The organism is Arthrobacter sp. SPT-J7 (assembly GCF_059089965.1).
In genome coordinates, this window is sequence record NZ_JBNHFF010000006.1 from 170,852 (window position 1) to 190,394 (window position 19,543).

Here is a 19,543-nt window from a genome sequence, read left to right on the forward strand (position 1 = left end):
CGTGAGCGCTGAACTGCAGCAGCTGTACCAGCAGATCATTTTGGAGCATGCCAAGAAACGGAACGGGTCACCGCTGGCCGATCCGCCGCCGGGGGACAAGTCCGGCGAGTCGCACATGCTCAATCCCACCTGCGGGGACGAAATCACGCTGCGGGCTGCCGTACACGACGACGGCGCTGCCGTCACGCTTTCTGCCATCAGCTGGGACGGCCAGGGCTGCTCCATCTCGATGGCCTCCGCGTCAGTGCTCAGCGATCTGGCCCAGGGCATGGACCGGGAAGAACTGCTCAAAGTGGTGGACAACTTCCGCGAACTAATGCGTTCCCGGGGCACCATCGAGGCCGACGAAGAAATTCTCGGTGACGCCGCCGCGCTCTCCGGCGTCTCCCGCTACCCCGCACGAGTCAAGTGCGCCATGCTGGCGTGGGTGGCGCTGGAGGAAGCGCTGCTGGCGGCGAACTGACCGAGGACAGAGCAAGAGCCGGGCAACACATCGTGCTGCCCGGCTCTGTATGTTCTGATTGCTTACCCGGCTAGCCCGCGGACGCCGATCACCAAGGTGGCAACACCAAGGATCATGGAGGTGGACGCCTTCATGAACTGCATGGTGAAGTAGCGGGTCATTGCCCCCTTCTCGTCTTTGGAGCGGGGATCCTTCCACACCCGGACAAGATGCGGCGCCCAGACAAGCAGGGCCCATATTCCGGCGAGGATCAGTACCCAGGCCAGGGCTGCTGGAATATTCACTTCTGCGGCTTCCGGATTAGGAGCGGCCGGACAGCCAGGCCTCAGCCTGCTGCGCCTGGATGTTCAGCGCCTTGCCCAGCATGGGTTCGGCGGCGGCGGCGATCTTGCCGCCCAGGAACGGGATGGAGGATTTCACGTCGCCGGTCAGGTCCACGCGGGTGGAGTCCCCGTCGGCCACCAGGTGCTGGACGGCGTTGACGTCCACCGGCGCTCCAGCCACCTTCATAGTGACGTCGGCTGTCCGCGAGCCGTCTGCTGCGGGCGCCTGCCACCGTTCCGTCTGGGTAACGGTGAGCGAGTCGCCCAGCATCTTCTTGGCGATTTCCGGCAGCCGCGCGCTGGGAACCTTGCGGACCACGGTCAGGGTGAAGGCGCCGGCCACGTCGCCGTCGCGCTGCACGGACTCCAATGAGCCGCCGACCAACTCGCTGATGTGGCGCAAGAACGCCTCGTCGGTAAAGGTTTCGGTCACCTTGGCTGCGGGGTAGGGCAGGGTGGTGGATGCGCTGAGCGCCATGAAGACTCCCGGAATTCTCGGAACTGGTTGGGCCAGCATCCATCCTACTGTGCGCGGTAAAGTTGAATTTCTGACCCTCAGTTCTTGCGAACTGGAGGGTATTCGTGTTGCGCCCCGACCGGAAGAAGATGGAAACAATGAGCCTGAACGGACTGCGCACAGCCCTCGCCCAGGACGATTCGTTCGCCAAGGTGCGGCTGCAGTCGGCCCGGCCCGTGGCAGAGCGCAGCGAGGACCTGCAGATTGGTGCACCGCCCGGGTTGCGGGCAGCGTTGCTGGCAGAGATGGTGCAGGGGCTGGAATCGGATGGTGGATCGCCCATCGTGCTGGCGGTGACGGCGACCGGCCGGGAGACGGAAGACCTGGCCGCGGCGCTGCGGAGCTACCTGCCGGACGAGTCCATCGAGGAGTTCCCCAGCTGGGAGACGCTGCCGCACGAGCGGCTGTCGCCGCGATCGGACACCGTGGGACGCAGGCTCTCGGTGCTGCGCCGCCTCAAGCACGACGACGGCGCGGCGCCGCTGCGCGTGGTCATCGCGCCGGTGCGTGCGGTACTTCAGCCGCTGGTCCAGGGGTTGGGCGAGCTGCAGCCGGTTTCGCTGGCGGTCGGCGACGAGATTGCTTTCACCGATGTGGTCCGCCGGTTGTCCGAAGCGGCCTACGCGCGGGTTGACATGGTCAGCCGGCGCGGCGAGTTTGCCGTGCGCGGCGGAATTCTGGATGTCTTTTCGCCCACCGATGACCACCCGGTGCGGATCGAATTCTTCGGCGACGAAGTCGAATCGATGCGCTGGTTCGCCGTGGCAGACCAGCGGTCCTTGGCCGGCGAACACGTCAAACACCCCACCCGGCTGTACGCCCCGCCGTGCCGTGAGCTGCTGATCACCCCGTCGGTGATGAGTCGTGCGGCAAAACTCAAGGACCAGATGCCGGCCGCGGCTGACATGCTGGAAAAGATCGCCGGGGGCATCGCGGTCGAAGGCATGGAATCGTTGTCGCCGGTGCTGGTGGATGCCATGGTGCCCTTCGTCGGTGAGCTGCCGCCCGGGTCCATCGCCGTCGTGATTGAACCGGAAAAGGTGCGGAGCCGGGCACACGATCTGGAGACCACGAACGACGAGTTCCTGGCCGCTGCCTGGGCCACGGCGTCCGACGGCGGGGACGCGCCGCTGGATTTGGCGCTGCAGGGGGATTTGGAGCAGGCCGGCTTCCGCTCCCTGGCCGACACACGTACGGCCGCCGGAGAGCATCAGGTGTCCTGGTGGTCCATCACCTCGTTCAACCCGGACGACGAAACCGTGCTGGACATCGACACATTGACCATCGCGGCCCGGGAACCTAGGGGCTACCAAGGCGACGTGGCCGAGATGATGGAGTTTATTGGTTCCCGCGTGCGCGACCAATGGCGCGTGGTGGTGGCCACCGAAGGTCCCGGCCCCGCTTCGCGGATGGCCGAGCTCTTCCACGACGCGGAGATCCCGGCCACGCGGGTGGAATCGCTGGAGAACGAGCCTCAGCCGGGGATTATCGAAATCACCACGGCCAGCACGGGCAAGGGATTCGTCTTCGACGGGCTGAAGCTCGGCCTGCTGACCGAAGCCGACCTGCTGGGCCGGGCCTCCGCGCGCTCCACCAAGGACATGCGGAAGATGCCGTCGCGGCGGCGCAACGCCGTGGATCCGCTGCAGCTGACCGAAGGCGACTACGTGGTGCACGAGCAGCACGGCGTGGGCAAGTTCATTGAACTGGTGCAGCGCTCCACCGGGGCGGGACCCACCAAGGCCATGCGCGAATACCTGGTGCTGGAATACGCCTCGTCCAAGCGCGGCGCCCCCGGGGACCGGCTGTTCGTGCCCACGGACCAGCTGGACCAGGTCACCCGGTACGTGGGCGGCGAGACTCCCGTCCTGTCCAAGATGGGCGGCTCCGATTGGGCCAAGACCAAGAGCCAGGCCCGCAAGGCGGTCAAGGAGATCGCCGGCGAACTGATCCGCCTGTATTCGGCGCGGATGGCGTCCCGCGGGCACGCTTTCGGGCCGGATACTCCGTGGCAGCGGGAGCTCGAAGAAGCGTTCCCGTACATTGAGACCCCCGACCAGCTGACCACCATTAACGAGGTCAAGGCGGATATGGAGCGCGAAGTTCCGATGGACCGACTGGTCTCCGGCGACGTGGGTTACGGCAAGACCGAGATTGCGGTGCGCGCTGCCTTCAAGGCGGTGCAGGACGGCAAACAGGCGGCGGTCCTGGTGCCCACCACGCTGCTGTCCCAGCAGCATTTCGAGACCTTCAGCGAACGCTTCTCCGGGTTCCCGGTCAGGGTGAAGGCGTTGTCCCGCTTCCAAACGTCCAAGGAAGCCAAGGACACCATGGAAGGCATCAAGAACGGCAGCATCGACGTGGTGATCGGAACGCATCGGCTGCTCTCCAAAGAGGTCCAGTTCAAGGACCTGGGCCTGGTCATTGTGGACGAGGAGCAGCGGTTCGGCGTCGAACATAAAGAAGCGCTAAAGAAGATGCGCACCAACGTGGACGTGCTGGCCATGTCTGCGACGCCGATCCCGCGGACCTTGGAAATGTCGCTGACCGGCATCCGCGAGACGTCCACGCTGGCGACGCCGCCGGAGGAGCGCCACCCGGTGCTGACGTACGTTGGCCCCTACACGGACCAGCAGACGACGGCGGCGATCCGGCGTGAGCTGATGCGTGAGGGGCAGGTCTTTTTCGTGCACAACCGGGTCTCGTCCATCGAGCGGCAGGCGGCGCGGATACGCGAACTGGTCCCCGAGGCGCGGGTGGAAGTGGCGCACGGGCAGATGAGCGAGTCGCGGCTGGAACAGATCATCGTCGATTTCTGGGAAAAGCGGTTCGACGTGCTGGTCTGCACCACCATCATCGAAACCGGGCTGGACATTTCCAACGCCAACACGCTGATTGTTGACCGGGCGGACCGGTACGGGCTCTCCCAGCTGCACCAGCTGCGCGGCCGGGTGGGCCGCGGCCGGGAGCGCGCGTATGCGTACTTCCTGTTCGACGGCGAGAAACCGCTCGGCGAGGTGGCGCTGGAGCGGCTCAAAGCGGTGGCGGCGCACAACGAACTGGGCGCCGGCATGCAGCTGGCGCTAAAGGACCTGGAAATCCGCGGTGCAGGCAACCTGCTCGGCGGGGAACAGTCGGGGCATATTGCCGGCGTCGGCTTTGATCTGTACATCCGGCTGGTCGGCGAGGCCGTGGCCGATTTCCGCGGCGAAACCGAGCAAAAGGTTGCCGACATGAAGATCGAGCTCCCGGTGAACGCTCACCTGCCGCACGACTACGTGCCGGGGGAGCGGCTGCGGCTGGAGGCCTACCGGAAGCTGGCGCAGGCGGCAACCGATGAAGCCATTGATGAAGTGGTGGCCGAGCTCACCGACCGTTACGGCGAGCTGCCGGAACCGGTGGAAAATCTCGTTGCCGTGGCACGTTTCCGGGTCCGGGCCCGGGCCGCCGGTCTGACGGATGTGGCGGTGCAGGGCAACTTCATCAAGTTCGCGCCGGCGGCACTGCCGGAGTCCAAGGTGATGCGGCTGACCCGGATGTACCCGGGCTCGCAGGTGAAACCTGCGCTGGACTTTATTCTGATCCCCAAGCCCAAGACCGCCAGGATTGGCGGCAGGGACTTGGCCGACCGGCAGATCCTGGAGTGGGCGCAGGGCGTGGTCGACGCGGTCTTCACCGAATAGCGGCGCTGTTGGTCAGGCAGCCAAGGCTGCATAGCGTCCGTCAGCGTCCAGCAGCGTTTCGTGGTTGCCGCGTTCCACGATGCGTCCCGCCTCGAGGACGGCAATTTGGTCCGCATTCCGGACGGTTGAGAGCCGGTGGGCGATGGTGATGGTGGTCCGGCCGGCAGCCAGTCGGTCGAACGCCTGCTGCACGGCATGCTCTGTTTGGGTGTCCAAGGCGCTGGTCGCTTCGTCCAGCACCAGCACCGGCGGATTGCGCAACAGCGTGCGGGCAATGGCAATGCGTTGCTTCTCGCCGCCGGAGAACCGGTGCCCGCGTGAGCCGACGATCGTGTCGTATCCGTCCGGCAGCGCAACGATGTGGTCGTGGATCTGGGCGTCGCGGGCTGCCTGCTCGATTTCGGCATCGCTGGCATCCGGCTTGGCATAGCGCAGGTTCTTGCGCACCGTGGTGTGCAGCAGGTAGGTGTCCTGGCTGACTACTCCCACGATGCGTGTCAGATCGGCCAGGCGCATGGAGCGGAGGTCCACGCCGTCGATGGTGATGCGCCCCGCCGTCGGATCATGCAGGCGGGCCACCAAGGCGGCCAGACTGCTCTTTCCCGAGCCGGTCGGACCCACCAGAGCCAGGGTGGAACCGGCCGGGACAGCCAGGTTCACCTGCTGGAGGGCCGGCGTCTCGCTGTCCGGGTAGCTGAAGCTGACGTCCTCGAAGCGGACGTGCCCCGCTACCTGCGAGGCGTCCACTGGAGTCGGCGAGGCCGGCTCGGTGATCTCGACCGGCAGGTCCAGATACTCGAAAATCCGCGCGAAGAGCGCCAGCGAACTGGTGACGGTGATGGTCACGTTCAACAGCCCGAGCAGCGGCCGGAACAGCCCGCCTTGCAACGCGCTGAAGGCCACCACGGTGCCGATGCTGATGTTCCCCGCGGCCCCGGGCAGCCCGGCGGCGAAGTAAATGACGGCCGGTACCGCGGCGAAGATGATGCTCATGGTGGCCATGCGCCAGCGTCCGGCCAATTCCGAACGCAGTTCCAGATCGGTCAGCCGCTCGGATGAGGCAGAGAACCGGGCCGCGAGGTCGTTGCCGGTGCCCAAGGTCTTGCTCAGCTGGATTCCGCTGACCGAGAGGGACTCTTCGATGGTCACATTCATGTCAGCCAGTTCCCGCTGGCGGCGGGCGGTAAGCTCACGCCGCACTTTCGCCACCTTGCGGGTCAGCACCACTGCCGGCGGCATCACCAGCAGCGAGATCAGCGACAGCTGCCAGGACAGGGCCGCCATGGCTACGGCGGTCGCCACCACGGTGGTCAGGTTGGTGGCGATGCCGGTGGCGGTGGATGTCACGACGGACTGCATGCCGCCGATGTCTTGGGTGATGCGGGATTGGATTTCGCCGCTGCGGGTCCGGGTGAAGAAGCCAACGGACTGGCGCTGCAAGTGCGAGAAGACGTCGGTCCGCAGGCTATGCATCACGTGCTGGCCCACCTTGGTGGCGATCCAGGTCTGCAGGACACCGAGCAGGGCGGTGATCGCCGCAACGGCCAGCATGCCGGCGGTCAGCAAGGCCAGCAGCGGCAGTTGCTGCTGGGGCAGGGCCGTGTCGATGACGGCACGCAGCAGGAACGGCGAGGCCATGGCGGCGGCCGAGGAAGCAACGATGATGGCCGTGACCAGGGTCAGCTGTCCTCGGTACGGACGGAAAAGGGCCACAATCCGCTTGAGAGGAACGTGCCGTGCTTGTTCTTTTTCTGTGGCCGTCGGTTCCTTCAGGGGACCGCGGCCGGGGTTCATTCCGAATGTTTCCGTCGGAACCACCTCGTTTCATGATGCAGGGGCTGCGAACACGCCCTATTGCTGAGGTTACCTCACTATGAGGCTACAACAGGGAAAGTTGATAGCCTATTCCCTGTGGCTGATGAGAATCTATTAGATGCTTTCTGGGCGGTGTCGCGCCAGCTCCGGAGGGGCGCTCGGCAAGAAATGGACCCGCTGGGTGTGGCACCCTCGCAAGCCCGCGCGCTGCGCATGCTCAACCATCATGGCTCGTTGCGCCTGGGCGAACTGTCCGAGCGGCTGCGGATAGCACCGCGGTCCGCCACCGATATCGTCGACGGCTTGGAGGAGCGAGGCTGGTGCGTGCGCGAGCCTGATCCCACAGACCGTCGGGCCACCGTGGTTGCCCTGACCGAGGCAGGGCGGGAGATGGGCCAGGCCATCCGAAAAATCCAAGTGAAACACGCGGAAGAATACTTTGCCGCCCTGACTACAGCGGAGCGCTCCGAACTCTCCGCGCTTTTGGGCAAGCTGATAGCAGCAGAAGGCTAAACGCCTAGCGGCCGAACATGAACCACAACACGGCAGCCGCAGCGGCAAGCACGACAGCGGTGCCCACTGCCCATACGGTCCCGCGGGCTTTGCTTCGCCGGGCGCTGGGTTCAGGCTGGACCTCCGCGCGAACGTAGCGGGTGGTGCCGCCCGCCTGGCCGGCGGCCGGCGGGACCACCTGGATGAGGCCGGTGCGCAGCTCGCGGCGGGCAGGCAGGGGGGTTCCGGACGGTGCGGTGACCAACGGGACCACTGGGATCATCCCGGTGGGCGGGGCTGGTTCTGCGGCGCCGGTGCGGACGTCGCGGCGGCGCGGGAAGGGCGTGCCGTCGGCAGTGGGGCTCATTAACTCGACTTTCAACCGGGCATCCGGGGCAGGAAGGTTGGACAGCACAGTGGCCCGGTGATCTACACGGGATGGTGCCTACAGCCATCCTATGTCTGGAGCTGGCGGAATCCGGGGAAGCCATGGGTGCTGAACATCTCAATGCCGCATCATTTACGGCCAGCGGCCAGCAGATGGAGCCGCGCGGTGCTACTCGGGGCGCCCAGGGCGCGGTGCCGGTGCGGAAACCGGGGGAATCCTGCCAACCAAGCAGGCAGTGCCGACGGAATCCTATTGTGATGGATTGGCCCTGTTTGTTCCCGGGACCGACGCGTATCCTGACGCTATGGGAACGGATTTAAAGCCATCGTTCCGTCGTGATCGAAGGAGTGCTTCATCATGGTAGATATGGGCTTGGCGTGGCTGTTCGGCATTCTGCTGTTGGCCATCGTGGGCATGTTGGCCGTCCTGGTGGTCCGGGCTTTCATGGGCTTGCGCCCGGGCAGTGTTGAAGATGCGGTTGCGGTGGCCGCGGCCGCCGGGAAGATGGAAAGGCCGCACGGACGCAGCACGGCGAGACAGATTCTGGACCAGCGGTTTGCCCGCGGCGAGCTGACCGCTGACGCCTACCGTGAAGGTCTGCGGGTGCTGGGCGAGGACCGCTAAAGTACCCCTGGTTTCCCCGCGGTAGCGACGAACTGTTTGAACAGCCGGCGCAGGTCCTTGCCGGAAATATCCTCGGCGAGCTTCCGGAAATCCTGCGGGGAGCCTGAACCGTCCTTAACCCACTGCCGCACAATCTTGTCGAAGTCTTTGTTGCCGACTTCGATGCGCAACGCGTGCAGGGCCATGGCCGAGCGGGTCTGCAGGCTGCTGGAAAACAGGTTGTCCGCCCCCGGATCGGACAGCCTTACCTTCCAGAACGGGTCTGCAGCGTCAATGCCCGCATAAAAGTCGAAACTGTCCTGGGCGCTCCCGGGCTCCTGATCTTCCGCCCAGAGCCATTGCGCGTAGCTTGCCAAGCCCTGGTTGAGCCAACTGTCCTGCCACCGGTAGACGGGCAACTGGCTGCCGAGCCACTGCAGGGCGAGTTGCCGGACAATAAATGAGTCGCCACTGGCCTCGCTGTAGAAGTAATCCATCGGGTAGACCGGCCTGCCCTGGGTCTCCAAGGCGTACCCCAGCCCTTCCACGTTGTCCACGATGCCGCCGGCGCTTTTCAGCGGGTATTTGCCGAACACGGAGGAGAGGAACTTGACCATCTTCGGCTGCTTATCCAGCGACTGCTGGATCTTGTAGCTTTGGGACGGCGGCGTGCTGCTCCCGGCCGTCCATTCGTTGCCGTTTGTGCGGCTGCCCTTGGGTTCTCCTTTGGCAGTCCAGCCGTCCCAGCGGTCGCCGTCGTTGTCGAAGGACGTGGAGCCGTCGGCTCCGGACACCTTGATGTCCTCGACGAAGACGCCGTCGTTCTGTCCGGTGATGTCGCTGGCATAGGTGATGGAAAGTTCCACGTCCTCGCCGGCATAGTCAGCCAGATCGAACTCCCAATGCTCCCAGCCGTCGCTCGTCCCGGTGGCAGCCCACCACTGCCCGGTGGACCCCTGCGCTGAACAGGAGCCGGCGCCGTCGTCCTTCTGGTAATGCTTCAGGAACGGATGCACCTGGTGCCAGGCCGGGCAGGAATTCCCGGTGCCGTTCTCCGCGAATCCGGTGGTGTCCTTCAACGTGGTCCAGTTGTCCTCGCCGGGAGTGCGCGCCTCGACGAACGCGTAGTCCCAGCCGGGCTCGGTGTCGCGCAGCATCCAAAAGGAGAAGTCCGCGCCGGCCTCGGGCACGCTGACCGTGCGGGTGAGGCGTTTGTAGCTGGCGTCGTCGGTTTGCGACCAGGCTAGACCGTCCCCGTTACGCGGAATGACCGTCTTCTTCAACGCCGGGTCCATGGCGTCCACGTACCTGATGCCGTCCTTGGTGTACTTCGCCAGATCAAAATGCCCGACGGCGATGGTCGCCAGATGGGGCGGGAGCGGCTCAGGTGCCCGCCAAGTGTAGATGGTGCGGCCCGACTTCTGTTCAGTTCCGCCCGGTAAGCCGTTGGACACAGCCTGCCAGCCGTCCGGCACCGAGATGTTGAAGGTGTAGCTGGCGGGATCGCTGGGGTGGTTGTTCACCGGGAACCAGGTGGGGGCGCTGCTCGGATGACCGGTGACTAGTGCGCCGTCGTCGGTATGAATGAAGCCGGCGGGACCGGGGAGAGCAAGGGTGCGGGGAACGCCGGAATACTCCACCGTCACGGTGAAGCGGTGGCCTTTCGGCACGCCGCGGGCGGGAGTGATGGCGAGTTTGCTGCCGGTCCGGTCAAATCGGGCGCCCTGCCCGTTGACACTGACGGACTGGACGGCCAGCCCATCCAGATCCAGGCTGAACGCCGAAAGGTCCTGCGTGGCCTGCGCCGTGATGGTGGCCTTGCCGTTCAGCTGATCGGTGGGCGGGTTGTACTCCAGGTCCAGTTGGTAGTGGGTGGCTTGGTAGCCGCCGTTACCGGCGTCGGGGAAGTAGGCGTCGTGCAGGGTGGTGGCGCCGGGCTCATAGACGTGGTGGCCCGGATCCGGGGCTGCGACGGCTGGTTCTGCGGTCAGTGACAGACCTGACAGCCCCAAGGCTGCAGCCGCGGCGAGGGCAAAGCCCCTCCGAACCACCATTCGATGTCCCCCCCCATCGGCCGGCACATCTGGACCCGACCCATGTTGACCTAGGGTCGGCGGCTTTGGCGCTGGCCATCCACCTAACATGCTCCTGTTCGGGGCCCCTGTCAACGGATGCGGCAATGGGCCCGTACAGGCTGGCTGTACAGGCCCATTCTGGAATGCGGAACTTGGAAAAACGCTACGGGCGTCCAATTCCCTTGAACGTCCAGCCGGCTTCGCGCCAGGCCACGGGGTCCAACACATTGCGTCCGTCCAGAATCTTCTTCTCAGTGACTTGGTTGGCGACGGCGGCCGGATCCAGTTCGCGGTATTCCTTCCACTCGGTCAGGAGCACCAGGACATGGGCGCGGTCAATCGCGGTCTTCGTATCCGGCTCATAGCTGAGTTCCGGGAAACGCTGCTTGGCGTTCGCCAGTGCCTCTGGGTCGGTGACCGTGACCGTGGCGCCCTGCAACTGAAGCTGCGCGGCAACGGACAGGGCAGGGGAGTCCCGCACGTCGTCGGACTCCGGCTTGAACGCGGCACCCAGGACGGTGATCCGTTTCCCGATCAGCGATCCGCTGGCCAGTTCGCGGGTCAGTTCGACAACGCGGGTGCGGCGCCGCATGTTGATCGCATCCACCTCCCGCAGGAAGGTCAGGGCCTGGTCAGCCCCGAGTTCGCCGGCGCGGGCCATGAACGCCCGGATGTCTTTGGGCAGGCAGCCGCCACCAAAGCCCACCCCGGCGTTGAGGAACTTGCGGCCGATCCGCTCGTCCATGCCGATCGCATCGGCGAGGGCGGTGACGTCCGCGCCGGCGGCGTCGCACACCTCGGCCATGGCGTTGATGAAGGAGATCTTGGTGGCCAGGAAGGAGTTGGCGGCCGTCTTGACCAGTTCTGCCGTTGCATAGTCCACCACCAGCCGGGGGGTCCCCTGCGACAACGGCACCGCATAGACCTCGTCCAAGGCGGCAGTGGCTGCTTCGCCGGTGGGTCCAGCGGGCACGCCGTAGACGAACCGGTCAGGGGTCAGCGTGTCCTTCACCGCATGGCCTTCGCGCAGGAATTCCGGATTCCAGGCAAGTACTGCCTCCGGGGCCATCGCCCGGACTTCATCGGCCAACCGCGCGGCGGTGCCCACCGGCACGGTGGACTTGCCGACAACCACGTCACGGGGGTTCAAGTGTTCAGCCAGCGAGGTGAAGGCGGCGTCGACGTAGCGCAGGTCGGCGGCATTCTCGCCCTTGCGCTGGGGCGTGCCCACACACACGAAGTGCACAACGGCGCCGGCAGCATCCGCCATCTCGGTGCTGAAAGTCAACCGTCCGGTCTTCTGGACCTCGGTCAGCAATTCCGGCAGCCCCGGCTCGAAGAACGGGGCACGACCGGCCTGCAACTCGCTGATTCTGCGTTCGTCCACGTCGATGCCGACAACGTCGTGGCCAAGCTTGGCCATGGCGGCAGCGTGTACTGCGCCGAGGTAGCCGCACCCGATGACGGAAATACGCATGCTGGTCCTTTGTCTGTGCGGTGAGAGAGACTAGTTCGACTTTATCGTGTTACTGGGCGCCGGTTGCGCCGGCGCTCCAGCCAGGCATACGCCAGCACCGTGCCAAGCGCGGCACCCAGTGTGTTCACCCAGACGTCCTGCAGCGACGTATGACGGCCGGGCAGGAACGTCTCCTGGCACCATTCGATGGCGGCGGAAAACAGCAACGCTCCTGCAGGCGTCAGCCAGCGCAGTGCAGACGGTAGCAACAAGGCGAATTAGTACACCGAGCGGGATGAACATCACAACGTTGACCCCGGACTCGATCAAGTTGTAGTCGAACCAGTCCGGGGCGCCCGCGCGCTGCAGCGCCGACAGATTTAGTTCTTTTTTGTTCGTTTCCGCATCGAAACAGTTACAAACTCTTTTGCAATTGCTTCAGATCGGGTAGCTTCCGGGCAGGGTCTTGCTACGGGGATAGCGAGGTCCGTCATCGCACCTATGGGAGGAACCAGTATGAAAACCCACCGTCTCAGGCGCGGAGCGGCCATCACCGCCGCTACCGCTTTGGCGTTCGGTGTCGGGCTGCCAGCCCAGGCCGACAACGGAACGAATACCAGTGCGCTGCGGGAGGCTGTCACCGCAGAGAACATCTTTAACCACCTGCAGGCCCTGCAGGACGTGGCCGATGCCAATGGCGGCAACCGCGCCGCGGGTACACCGGGGTACGAGGCATCGGCGCAGTACATCGAATCGCAACTGAGAGCCGCCGGATACACGCCGGTCCGCCAGACATTCTCCTACGAACGCTTTGTGCTCAACAGCGCAGACTTCGAACAGGTTGCACCGACGCCCACCGTCTACACGGCGGAACAGGACTTCCTCGGGATGGATTACTCAGGATCCGGCGACGTCACCGCACCGGTAACGGCCGTGGATATCAATCTGGCGGGGGACAGAGCGTCCACCAGTGGTTGTGAGACCGCCGATTTTGCTGGCTTCCCCGCCGGAAACATCGCGCTGATCCAGCGGGGCACCTGCGACTTTGCCACGAAGGTGTCGAATGCAGCGGCGGCGGGAGCTGCGGGCGTGGTGCTGTTCAACCAAGGAAACGGCGGCACACCGGACCGGCTCGAACTGTTCGCCGGCACGCTGGGCACGCCCCAGACCATCCCGGCGGTAACCACCAGCTTCGATCTCGGCGCCGAATTGGCCGGCACGGAAGGTCTGGAACTGCGCATCGCGGTGGACGCCGAAATTGTCCAGACGGAGACGTTCAACATTTTGGCCGATACGGCCGGACGCGCGGACCGCACCGTGGTGGTCGGCGCCCACATGGATTCGGTCTCCGAAGGCCCGGGCATCAATGACAATGGCTCCGGCACCGCGGCGATTCTGGAGACTGCGCTCCAGATCGCAGCCAGCGGCGATGAGCCGCGAAACCGGGTGCGGTTCGCCTTCTGGGGCGCTGAAGAGGACGGCTTGCTCGGTTCCGAGTACTACGTCTCCCAGCTGACTAAGAAGGAGATCAAGCAGCACGCGCTGAACCTGAACTTTGACATGGTAGGTTCACCCAACGCCGTCCGCTTCGTTTACGACGGAGACGGCGACGCGTTCGGACAGACCGGGCCGAACGGCTCCTCCAATGTCGAGCGCATCTTCGAGGACTACTTCGCCTCGCAGGGGCTGGCCACGGAGCCGACGGCCTTCGACGGCCGCTCGGACTACTTCGCATTCATCAACAACGGCATCCCCGCGGGCGGGTTGTTCACCGGTGCCGAAGGGATCAAGACTCCGGAACAAGCAGCCATTTACGGCGGCACGGCAGGCGATCCCTATGATCCCTGCTACCACACGCCCTGCGATACGGTGGACAACGTTGACCCCGTTGTTCTTGAACAGATGGCCGATGCGATTGCGCACGCCACGCTGACTTTCGCGGAGACCACTTCGGCGGTCAACGGCACCGCGAAGGGCAATGGAAAGGGCGCCGGCTCCAAGATGGAGTTCAAGGGCCATCAGGCCATTCGGTAAGGTCAGGCATCGTCCGGCCAGGTGCCGGCACCGGCGGTTTGACGCCGGCATCTGGCTCAGGGAGGCCGCCTCCGGGCGGCCTCCCTTTTCGCCCGCTGCGGGATTGAATCGCGGAACGTCGTGCCGGCTCCGAGCACGCTGCTCAAGGTCAGCGTGCCGCCGAAACGAGCCGGAACCACCCCGGATCAGCTGGTCGCGCGCGGGTCCTGCTGATACACATCCGGCACGCCGTCGTGGTCGGCATCTGCGGTTTCCAACTCCTCGACCTGGCGGTAGTGCCGGTTGCGGGCGCGCAGGAGGACGGCAGCCAGCAGGGCGGAGACCAGGGAGCCGGCCAAAACGGCCACCTTCGCGTGGTCGTGGTGCTCGGAGCCGAGGGTGAAGCTCAGGTCGTTGACTAGCAAGGACACGGTGAAGCCCACGCCGGCCAGCACCGCAACACCAAGCACGTCGATCCACTTCAGCGACGGATCCAGGCTGGCCTTGGTGGACTTTGTCAGCAGCCAGGTGGTGAGCATGATGCCCAGCGGCTTGCCGATCACCAGTGCTGCCGCAATGCCTATGGCCACCGAATCGGTGAAGGTGCGGCTGATGCCTTCCCAGCCGCCGAGGGCCACCCCGGCAGCGAAGAACGCGAAGACCGGCACCGCGAACCCGGTGGAGAGGGGCCGGAAGCGGTGCTCAAGTTGCTCGGCCAGCCCGGGGCCGGCGTCCGGGCCGCCGTGCTTCTTGCTGCGCAGCACCGGGACCATGAAGCCGAGCAGCACGCCCGCGACTGTCGCATGCACTCCGGAGGAATGCATGAGGGCCCAAGTGACGATGCCGAGCGGAAGCAGGATGACCCAGGCGGCCAGGTGGTGTTGGGCGAAGAACTTGGGGAACCTATGGGTCAGGAACGCGAAGGCGCCCAGCGGCAGCAGCATCCACAACAGGTAGGGCAACTGCACGTCGGAGGAGTAGAAGAACGCGATGATGGCGATGGCAATCAGGTCGTCCATCACGGCCAGGGTCAGGATGAAGATCCGCAGCGCGCTGGGCAGGTGCGAGCTGATCACGGCCAGGACAGCGACGGCGAAGGCAATGTCTGTGGCCGTCGGGATGGCCCAGCCGCGCAGGGCTTCGGGCCCGGCGCTCAGGTTCACGATAACGAAGACCAGGGCAGGCACCGCGACGCCGCCGAAGGCCGCGGCGATGGGGACGATGGCGCGGGCGGGGGAACGGAGGTCGCCCGCCACGAACTCGCGCTTGAGTTCCAGGCCGGTCAGAAAGAAGAAGATCGCCAGCAGACCGTCCGAAGCCCAGTGGCCGAGGCTCAGGTTCAGGTGCAGGGATTCGATGCCGATCTGGAAATCACGGATCGCGAAATAGCTGTCGGCTGCCGGGGAGTTGGCCCAGGCGAGTGCCGCGACGGTTGCGACCAGCAGCAGGATCCCGCCGACCGTTTCCTTGCGCAGCAATTCACTGATCCGGAGGAACTCGGGATAGCTGCCGCGGCCGAGGATGGTCTTTTGGGCGGGAGGCGGGGGAGTGGCCATGCATGGCTCCTGACGGTTGGTCGCCCCTGAGGGCTCGTTCAATTACCCGACGACCAGACTTCCCGTCACACCGTAGGCCAGTTTACACGCCGGTGAACCGGGCAGCAGTGCGCACCGGCTTGGACGCGGACCGCGAGCAGGCACACCGCCGTCGTGATTAAAAAGCGCCGGGCGCGCATCCAAGGGGCTGATCCTGCCGTGCCCTTGGCTGCGCGCCCGGGAAAGCTTAGATGCCTTCTTAGGCCTTGTGGTAAGTGTCGGCCCGCCCCATGATTTGCTTGGGAATGAAGAAGGCCAGCGTGAACAGGCCCAGTCCGATGGCGAATGCCGGGATGGGGCCGATCACCGATTCCAAACTGAAGGCATACAGGGAACCGAAGAAGACCAGCATGATGATCACGAACGTGATGAGATTGCTGACCAAATGTCCCTCGCCCGAATGGGTGCGCTGCTTGGGATGGGCTGGCATGGGGTGTTTCTCCTCAGTAGTGCGATGCGGCATCAGTAGCCGCCGGCGGCTTGCTCACCCTTAACAATAGCCACTGATGAGCTGGCGCCAATTCGTGTTGCGCCGGCACGGAGCATGGCGCGTGCGTCGTTGATGGAGCGCACGCCGCCGGAAGCCTTGACGCCGAGGTGCGGCCCGACAGCATCCCGCATCAGCGCAATGTCCTCGGCGGTGGCCCCACCGCCGCTGAAGCCGGTGGAGGTTTTGACGAAGTCCGCGCCGGCCTCGGCCGCGGCTTCGCATACCATCCGCTTTTGCTCGTCCGAGAGCAGATGGGTTTCCAGAATGACCTTCAGGATGGCGCCGCCGGCATGGACGGCTTCGGCCACCGCTGCTATGTCAGCCAGGACCGTGTCGCGGTCGTTCGCGCGGGCGGCAGCGATGTTGATCACCATGTCGATCTCGTCGGCGCCGTCCAGGTTGGCGCCGCGGGCTTCGTAAACCTTCACATCGGTGGGCGTGGCGCCGAACGGGAAGCCGATGACGGAACAGGTCTTGACGCCGGAACCCTTGAGTGTGCTGTGCACCAGGGCGGTCCACAGGGGATTCACGCAGACTGCGGCGAAGCGGTATTGCATCGCCTCCTCGCATACGGTGAGGATGTCCTCGCGGGAAGCTTCGGGCTTCAGCAGGGTATGGTCGATGACCGAAGCGATCGACGTCGGGTCGTGATAGGTCTCGCTCGGCGCGGATCCGGGTGTGCTGTCTTCAGACATGGCCATCCCTTTCATCTGCTGGGTCCAGGAACATCCATCCTTGCATATCGTGCACACCTGGTGCGGGCTCGGCGCACCGCCCCGCCGGCAGGGGACGCAGGGCCGGTACCGGTCAGTGCCTGCCGCCCGTCGGATGGCCGTGCTTTTCGGCCTCGCGCCGGTGTTCCTCGAGTTTGTCCTCGGCGTCCTTCCGCCGGCGGGCGATGGCGCGCTCGTCGTCTACCGGGATGTGTTCCTCCGAGGCCCGATGTTCCGGCTTGTCGTCGGGGCTGGGGTGCCTGTCCCGCGAAGCTGGCGAATAGTCGTCTTCGATGACCATGGCAGCATGGTCCCACAGTCGTGCGGGGCGCAAAAGGGTGTTATTCCACCAGTCCGAGGGCGTCGCGGATCTCCGCCTTGATGGCTTCCAGCAGCTGGGCGGCCTCGGCGCGGACGCTCGGCAATTGCTCGGCGGATTCGACCGGCCGGACCACCTCCAGATAGCACTTGAGCTTGGGCTCGGTACCGCTGGGCCGGATGATCACACGGGTACCGTCCTGGCTAAGGAACAACATCCCGTCGGTGGGCGGCAGGGCTTCGCTGCCCAGGGACAAGTCCGTGCGGGCCGCTATCGGGGACCCGGCGAATGACGAGGGCGGCTGCTCGCGGAGCCGGTCCATCATGGTGGGAATCAGGGCCAGGTTGTCCACCCGGACGCTGAGCTGGTCGGTGGCGTGCAGCCCATACCGCAAGGCCAAGTCGTCGAGGGCATCGAAGAGGGTGAGGCCAGACGCCTGCAGGTCGGCGGCGAGCTCCGCGAGCAGCAGGGCAGCGGACATGCCGTCCTTGTCTCGGACCAGATGCGGTGCCACGCAGTAGCCCAGGGCCTCCTCATAGCCATAGACCAACCCAGGGACGCGGGAAATCCATTTGAAGCCGGTGAGGGTCTCCATGTGGTCCACGCCAGCGTCGGCCGCGATCTTGCCCAGCAACCGGGACGAGACGATGGAATTGGCGAAGAACCGGCTGTGGCCGGCCCTGTCGTTTTCCGGCGCCAGCTGGTCCTGGCCAGCGATACGTGCGGCCATGTGCGCGCCAAGCAGGGCGCCCACCTCGTCGCCCCGTAGCATCCGCCAAGCGCCGGTTGACGGATCTTTGGCCGCCAGGGCGGCGCGGTCGGCGTCGGGGTCATTGGCAATGACCAGATCGGCACCGACTTCCGCGGCGGTCTCCAAGGCCAGGTCGATGGCTCCGGCTTCCTCCGGATTGGGGAAGGCCACGGTCGGGAAATCCGGATCCGGATCTGCCTGCGCGGCCACCATCGTGACGTCGGTGAATCCGGCCTGCTCAAGGACGGCCCGCATGGTGGCTCCGCCCACCCCGTGCATGGGGGTGAGCACGATCTTCAGTTCCCGCTCGGGGAACAGCCGGGGGTTGGCCAGAGCGGTCACGGCCGCGGTGTAGTCGCCGGCGATCGCGTCGGGCAGGACCGTCCAGCCGTCCTCGGCCAAGCGGATCGATTCCAGCTCCGGGGTGTAGTCGATCCGGGCGGCAATTTCGGCGTCGTAGGGTGCCACAATCTGGGCGCCGCGTCCGCCTTCGTCCACGGCACGTCCGCCCAAGTAGACCTTGTAGCCGTTGTCGTTGGCGGGGTTGTGGCTGGCGGTGACCATCACGCCCGCTTCGCAGCCCAGTGCCCGGACCGCGTACGCCAGGACCGGCGTGGGCAGGGCCGACGGCATGAGGAAGGTTTCGATGCCGGCGGCAGTGAAGACGGCCGCGGACTCGGCGGCAAAAACATCCGAGTTCCGGCGCGCATCGAAGCCGACCACAGCGCGCGGGGTGTAGGCGCCGTCGGCGGTGTCCAGCAGGAACCGGGCCAAGCCGGCCGCGGTCCGGCGCACCACCACCCGGTTCATCCGGAACGGACCTGCGCCCAGGGCGGCGCGTAGCCCGGCCGTGCCGAAGGCGAGAGTGCCAGAGAAGCGGTCAGCGAGTTCGGTCCGGGCCGCTGCCGCCTCCGGGCCAGCGCCGTCCGCAGCTGATATCAGGTCCTGCAATTCCTGCCGGGTCTGCGGGTCGGGGTCCGTCCCCAGCCAGGCCGAGGCAGCGGCCCTGAGCTCGTCGGTTGTCGCGGTCATCTCGCCCCGGTTCACAGCTTGGCGACAATGCCGGCCAGCAGCCGGGAGATCCGCGGTCCGGCGGCCTGTCCCGCCTCGATGACCTCGGCGTGGCTGAGCGGTGTGGCGCTGATGCCGGCTGCCAGGTTGGTCACCAGCGAAATGCCGAATACTTCCATGCCTGCGTGGCGGGCGGCGATGGACTCCAGCGCCGTGGACATGCCGACCAAATCGGCACCGATCCGCTTGGCGTACTGCACTTCCGCCGGCGTCTCGTAGTGCGGGCCGGTGAACTGTGCGTACACACCTTCGTCCAGGCTTGGGTCGACCTCGCGGGCCAAAGCACGCAGCCGCGCCGAATAAAGATCCGTCAGGTCAACGAACGTAGCCCCTTCCAGCGGTGACGCGGCGGTGAGGTTGATGTGATCGCTGATCAGCACCGGCGTACCCGGTGCCCAAGCCGGGTTGAGTCCGCCGCAGCCGTTGGTCACGACCAGGGTCTTGCAGCCGGCCGCCGCGGCGGTGCGGACGCCGTGCACGACGGCCCGCACTCCCTTGCCCTCGTAGTAGTGGGTGCGGGCTCCGAGCACCAGAACACGTTTGCCGTCCGGGGTGAGGACGGACCGGATGGTGCCCACGTGGCCCTCGACGGCGGGGGCGGAGAACCCGGGGATGTCCGCGGCCGGAATCGTATGCGTCGTGGTGCCGATGAGGTCGGCGGCTTCGCCCCAGCCGGAGCCGAGCACCAGCGCCACATCATGGCTGTCAACACCGGTCTGCTGCGCGAGGAAAGCGGCGGCCTCAGCTGCCAGTTCAAAGGGATCTGTAGTCACAGC

18 protein-coding genes are annotated in these 19,543 nt (G+C 65.6%); 5 read left to right on the forward strand and 13 right to left on the reverse strand.

The annotated features are described in order from the left end of the window. The first annotated feature begins 1 nt into the window (after window position 1). Window positions 2-463, forward strand: a complete 462-nt coding sequence (sufU, locus tag AC5RWX_RS12095) for a Fe-S cluster assembly sulfur transfer protein SufU (protein WP_493944353.1) — start codon at window positions 2-4, stop codon at window positions 461-463. Between the two features lie 62 nt (window positions 464-525). Here sufU and AC5RWX_RS12100 read toward each other — a convergent pair whose 3' ends face one another. Together AC5RWX_RS12100 and AC5RWX_RS12105 are read right to left on the reverse strand one after the other, a co-directional pair. Beyond that, on the reverse strand, window positions 526-747 hold the full coding sequence (locus AC5RWX_RS12100; RefSeq protein WP_493940864.1) for an SCO4848 family membrane protein: 222 nt from the start codon (window positions 745-747) through the stop codon (window positions 526-528). A 16-nt stretch (window positions 748-763) separates the two neighbouring features. Continuing rightward, a complete protein-coding gene (locus tag AC5RWX_RS12105; protein ID WP_494097482.1) occupies window positions 764-1,264 on the reverse strand; it encodes a DUF2505 domain-containing protein in 501 nt (166 codons plus the stop codon). 137 nt (window positions 1,265-1,401) lie between these two features. Here AC5RWX_RS12105 and mfd point away from each other — a divergent pair, with 137 nt between their 5' ends. Beyond that, the gene (gene mfd, locus AC5RWX_RS12110; RefSeq protein ID WP_493944352.1) at window positions 1,402-4,986 is read left to right on the forward strand and encodes a transcription-repair coupling factor; all 3,585 of its coding nucleotides are present in this window, start codon (window positions 1,402-1,404) and stop codon (window positions 4,984-4,986) included. Window positions 4,987-4,998: 12 nt separating this feature from the next. On the opposite strand, the gene AC5RWX_RS12115 is transcribed toward mfd, so the two are convergent. After that, entirely contained in the window at window positions 4,999-6,780 is a 1,782-nt protein-coding gene (locus AC5RWX_RS12115) for an ABC transporter ATP-binding protein (protein ID WP_494097483.1), read from the reverse strand. Window positions 6,781-6,984: 204 nt separating this feature from the next. Here AC5RWX_RS12115 and AC5RWX_RS12120 point away from each other — a divergent pair, with 204 nt between their 5' ends. Continuing rightward, window positions 6,985-7,314 carry a MarR family winged helix-turn-helix transcriptional regulator gene (locus AC5RWX_RS12120; RefSeq protein WP_494063065.1) on the forward strand — a complete coding sequence of 110 codons (330 nt, stop codon included), beginning with the start codon at window positions 6,985-6,987 and terminating at the stop codon, window positions 7,312-7,314. A gap of 4 nt (window positions 7,315-7,318) precedes the next feature. On the opposite strand, the gene AC5RWX_RS12125 is transcribed toward AC5RWX_RS12120, so the two are convergent. After that, entirely contained in the window at window positions 7,319-7,660 is a 342-nt protein-coding gene (locus AC5RWX_RS12125) for a hypothetical protein (protein ID WP_494063064.1), read from the reverse strand. A gap of 378 nt (window positions 7,661-8,038) precedes the next feature. On the opposite strand from AC5RWX_RS12125, the gene AC5RWX_RS12130 reads away from it, so the two are divergent. Then, a complete protein-coding gene (locus AC5RWX_RS12130) occupies window positions 8,039-8,305 on the forward strand; it encodes an SHOCT domain-containing protein (protein ID WP_493940871.1) in 267 nt (88 codons plus the stop codon). Here the strand turns inward: AC5RWX_RS12130 and AC5RWX_RS12135 are convergent. The 3 genes from AC5RWX_RS12135 to AC5RWX_RS12145 all read right to left on the reverse strand — a co-directional run bounded on the left by AC5RWX_RS12135 (window position 8,302) and on the right by AC5RWX_RS12145 (window position 12,087). After that, the gene (locus tag AC5RWX_RS12135) at window positions 8,302-10,338 is read right to left on the reverse strand and encodes a M1 family aminopeptidase (RefSeq protein ID WP_494063063.1); all 2,037 of its coding nucleotides are present in this window, start codon (window positions 10,336-10,338) and stop codon (window positions 8,302-8,304) included. The two genes, AC5RWX_RS12130 and AC5RWX_RS12135, sit on opposite strands and share 4 nt — an antisense overlap. A gap of 184 nt (window positions 10,339-10,522) precedes the next feature. Further along, a complete protein-coding gene (locus tag AC5RWX_RS12140) occupies window positions 10,523-11,836 on the reverse strand; it encodes a UDP-glucose dehydrogenase family protein (RefSeq protein ID WP_494063062.1) in 1,314 nt (437 codons plus the stop codon). 41 nt (window positions 11,837-11,877) lie between these two features. Then, window positions 11,878-12,087: a VanZ family protein gene (locus AC5RWX_RS12145; RefSeq protein ID WP_493942493.1), complete on the reverse strand. Its 210-nt coding sequence runs from the start codon at window positions 12,085-12,087 to the stop codon at window positions 11,878-11,880. Between the two features lie 244 nt (window positions 12,088-12,331). Here AC5RWX_RS12145 and AC5RWX_RS12150 point away from each other — a divergent pair, with 244 nt between their 5' ends. Next, window positions 12,332-13,849 (forward strand): M20/M25/M40 family metallo-hydrolase, encoded by a 1,518-nt coding sequence (locus AC5RWX_RS12150; protein ID WP_493942492.1) that lies wholly within the window; start codon window positions 12,332-12,334, stop codon window positions 13,847-13,849. A gap of 185 nt (window positions 13,850-14,034) precedes the next feature. Here AC5RWX_RS12150 and nhaA read toward each other — a convergent pair whose 3' ends face one another. The 6 genes from nhaA to AC5RWX_RS12180 form a co-directional block, all read right to left on the reverse strand. After that, window positions 14,035-15,384, reverse strand: coding sequence for a Na+/H+ antiporter NhaA (nhaA, locus tag AC5RWX_RS12155; protein ID WP_494063061.1), 1,350 nt, complete (start codon window positions 15,382-15,384; stop codon window positions 14,035-14,037). 238 nt (window positions 15,385-15,622) lie between these two features. Further along, window positions 15,623-15,853: a hypothetical protein gene (locus tag AC5RWX_RS12160; RefSeq protein ID WP_493941215.1), complete on the reverse strand. Its 231-nt coding sequence runs from the start codon at window positions 15,851-15,853 to the stop codon at window positions 15,623-15,625. A gap of 32 nt (window positions 15,854-15,885) precedes the next feature. Then, window positions 15,886-16,608, reverse strand: a complete 723-nt coding sequence (deoC, locus tag AC5RWX_RS12165) for a deoxyribose-phosphate aldolase (RefSeq protein ID WP_494063060.1) — start codon at window positions 16,606-16,608, stop codon at window positions 15,886-15,888. 112 nt (window positions 16,609-16,720) lie between these two features. Further along, on the reverse strand, window positions 16,721-16,927 hold the full coding sequence (locus AC5RWX_RS12170) for a hypothetical protein (protein WP_494063059.1): 207 nt from the start codon (window positions 16,925-16,927) through the stop codon (window positions 16,721-16,723). Between the two features lie 40 nt (window positions 16,928-16,967). Next, entirely contained in the window at window positions 16,968-18,728 is a 1,761-nt protein-coding gene (locus AC5RWX_RS12175) for a phospho-sugar mutase (protein ID WP_494063058.1), read from the reverse strand. Window positions 18,729-18,739: 11 nt separating this feature from the next. Further along, the gene (locus AC5RWX_RS12180; RefSeq protein WP_493957238.1) at window positions 18,740-19,540 is read right to left on the reverse strand and encodes a purine-nucleoside phosphorylase; all 801 of its coding nucleotides are present in this window, start codon (window positions 19,538-19,540) and stop codon (window positions 18,740-18,742) included. Between the last annotated feature and the right edge of the window lie 3 nt (window positions 19,541-19,543).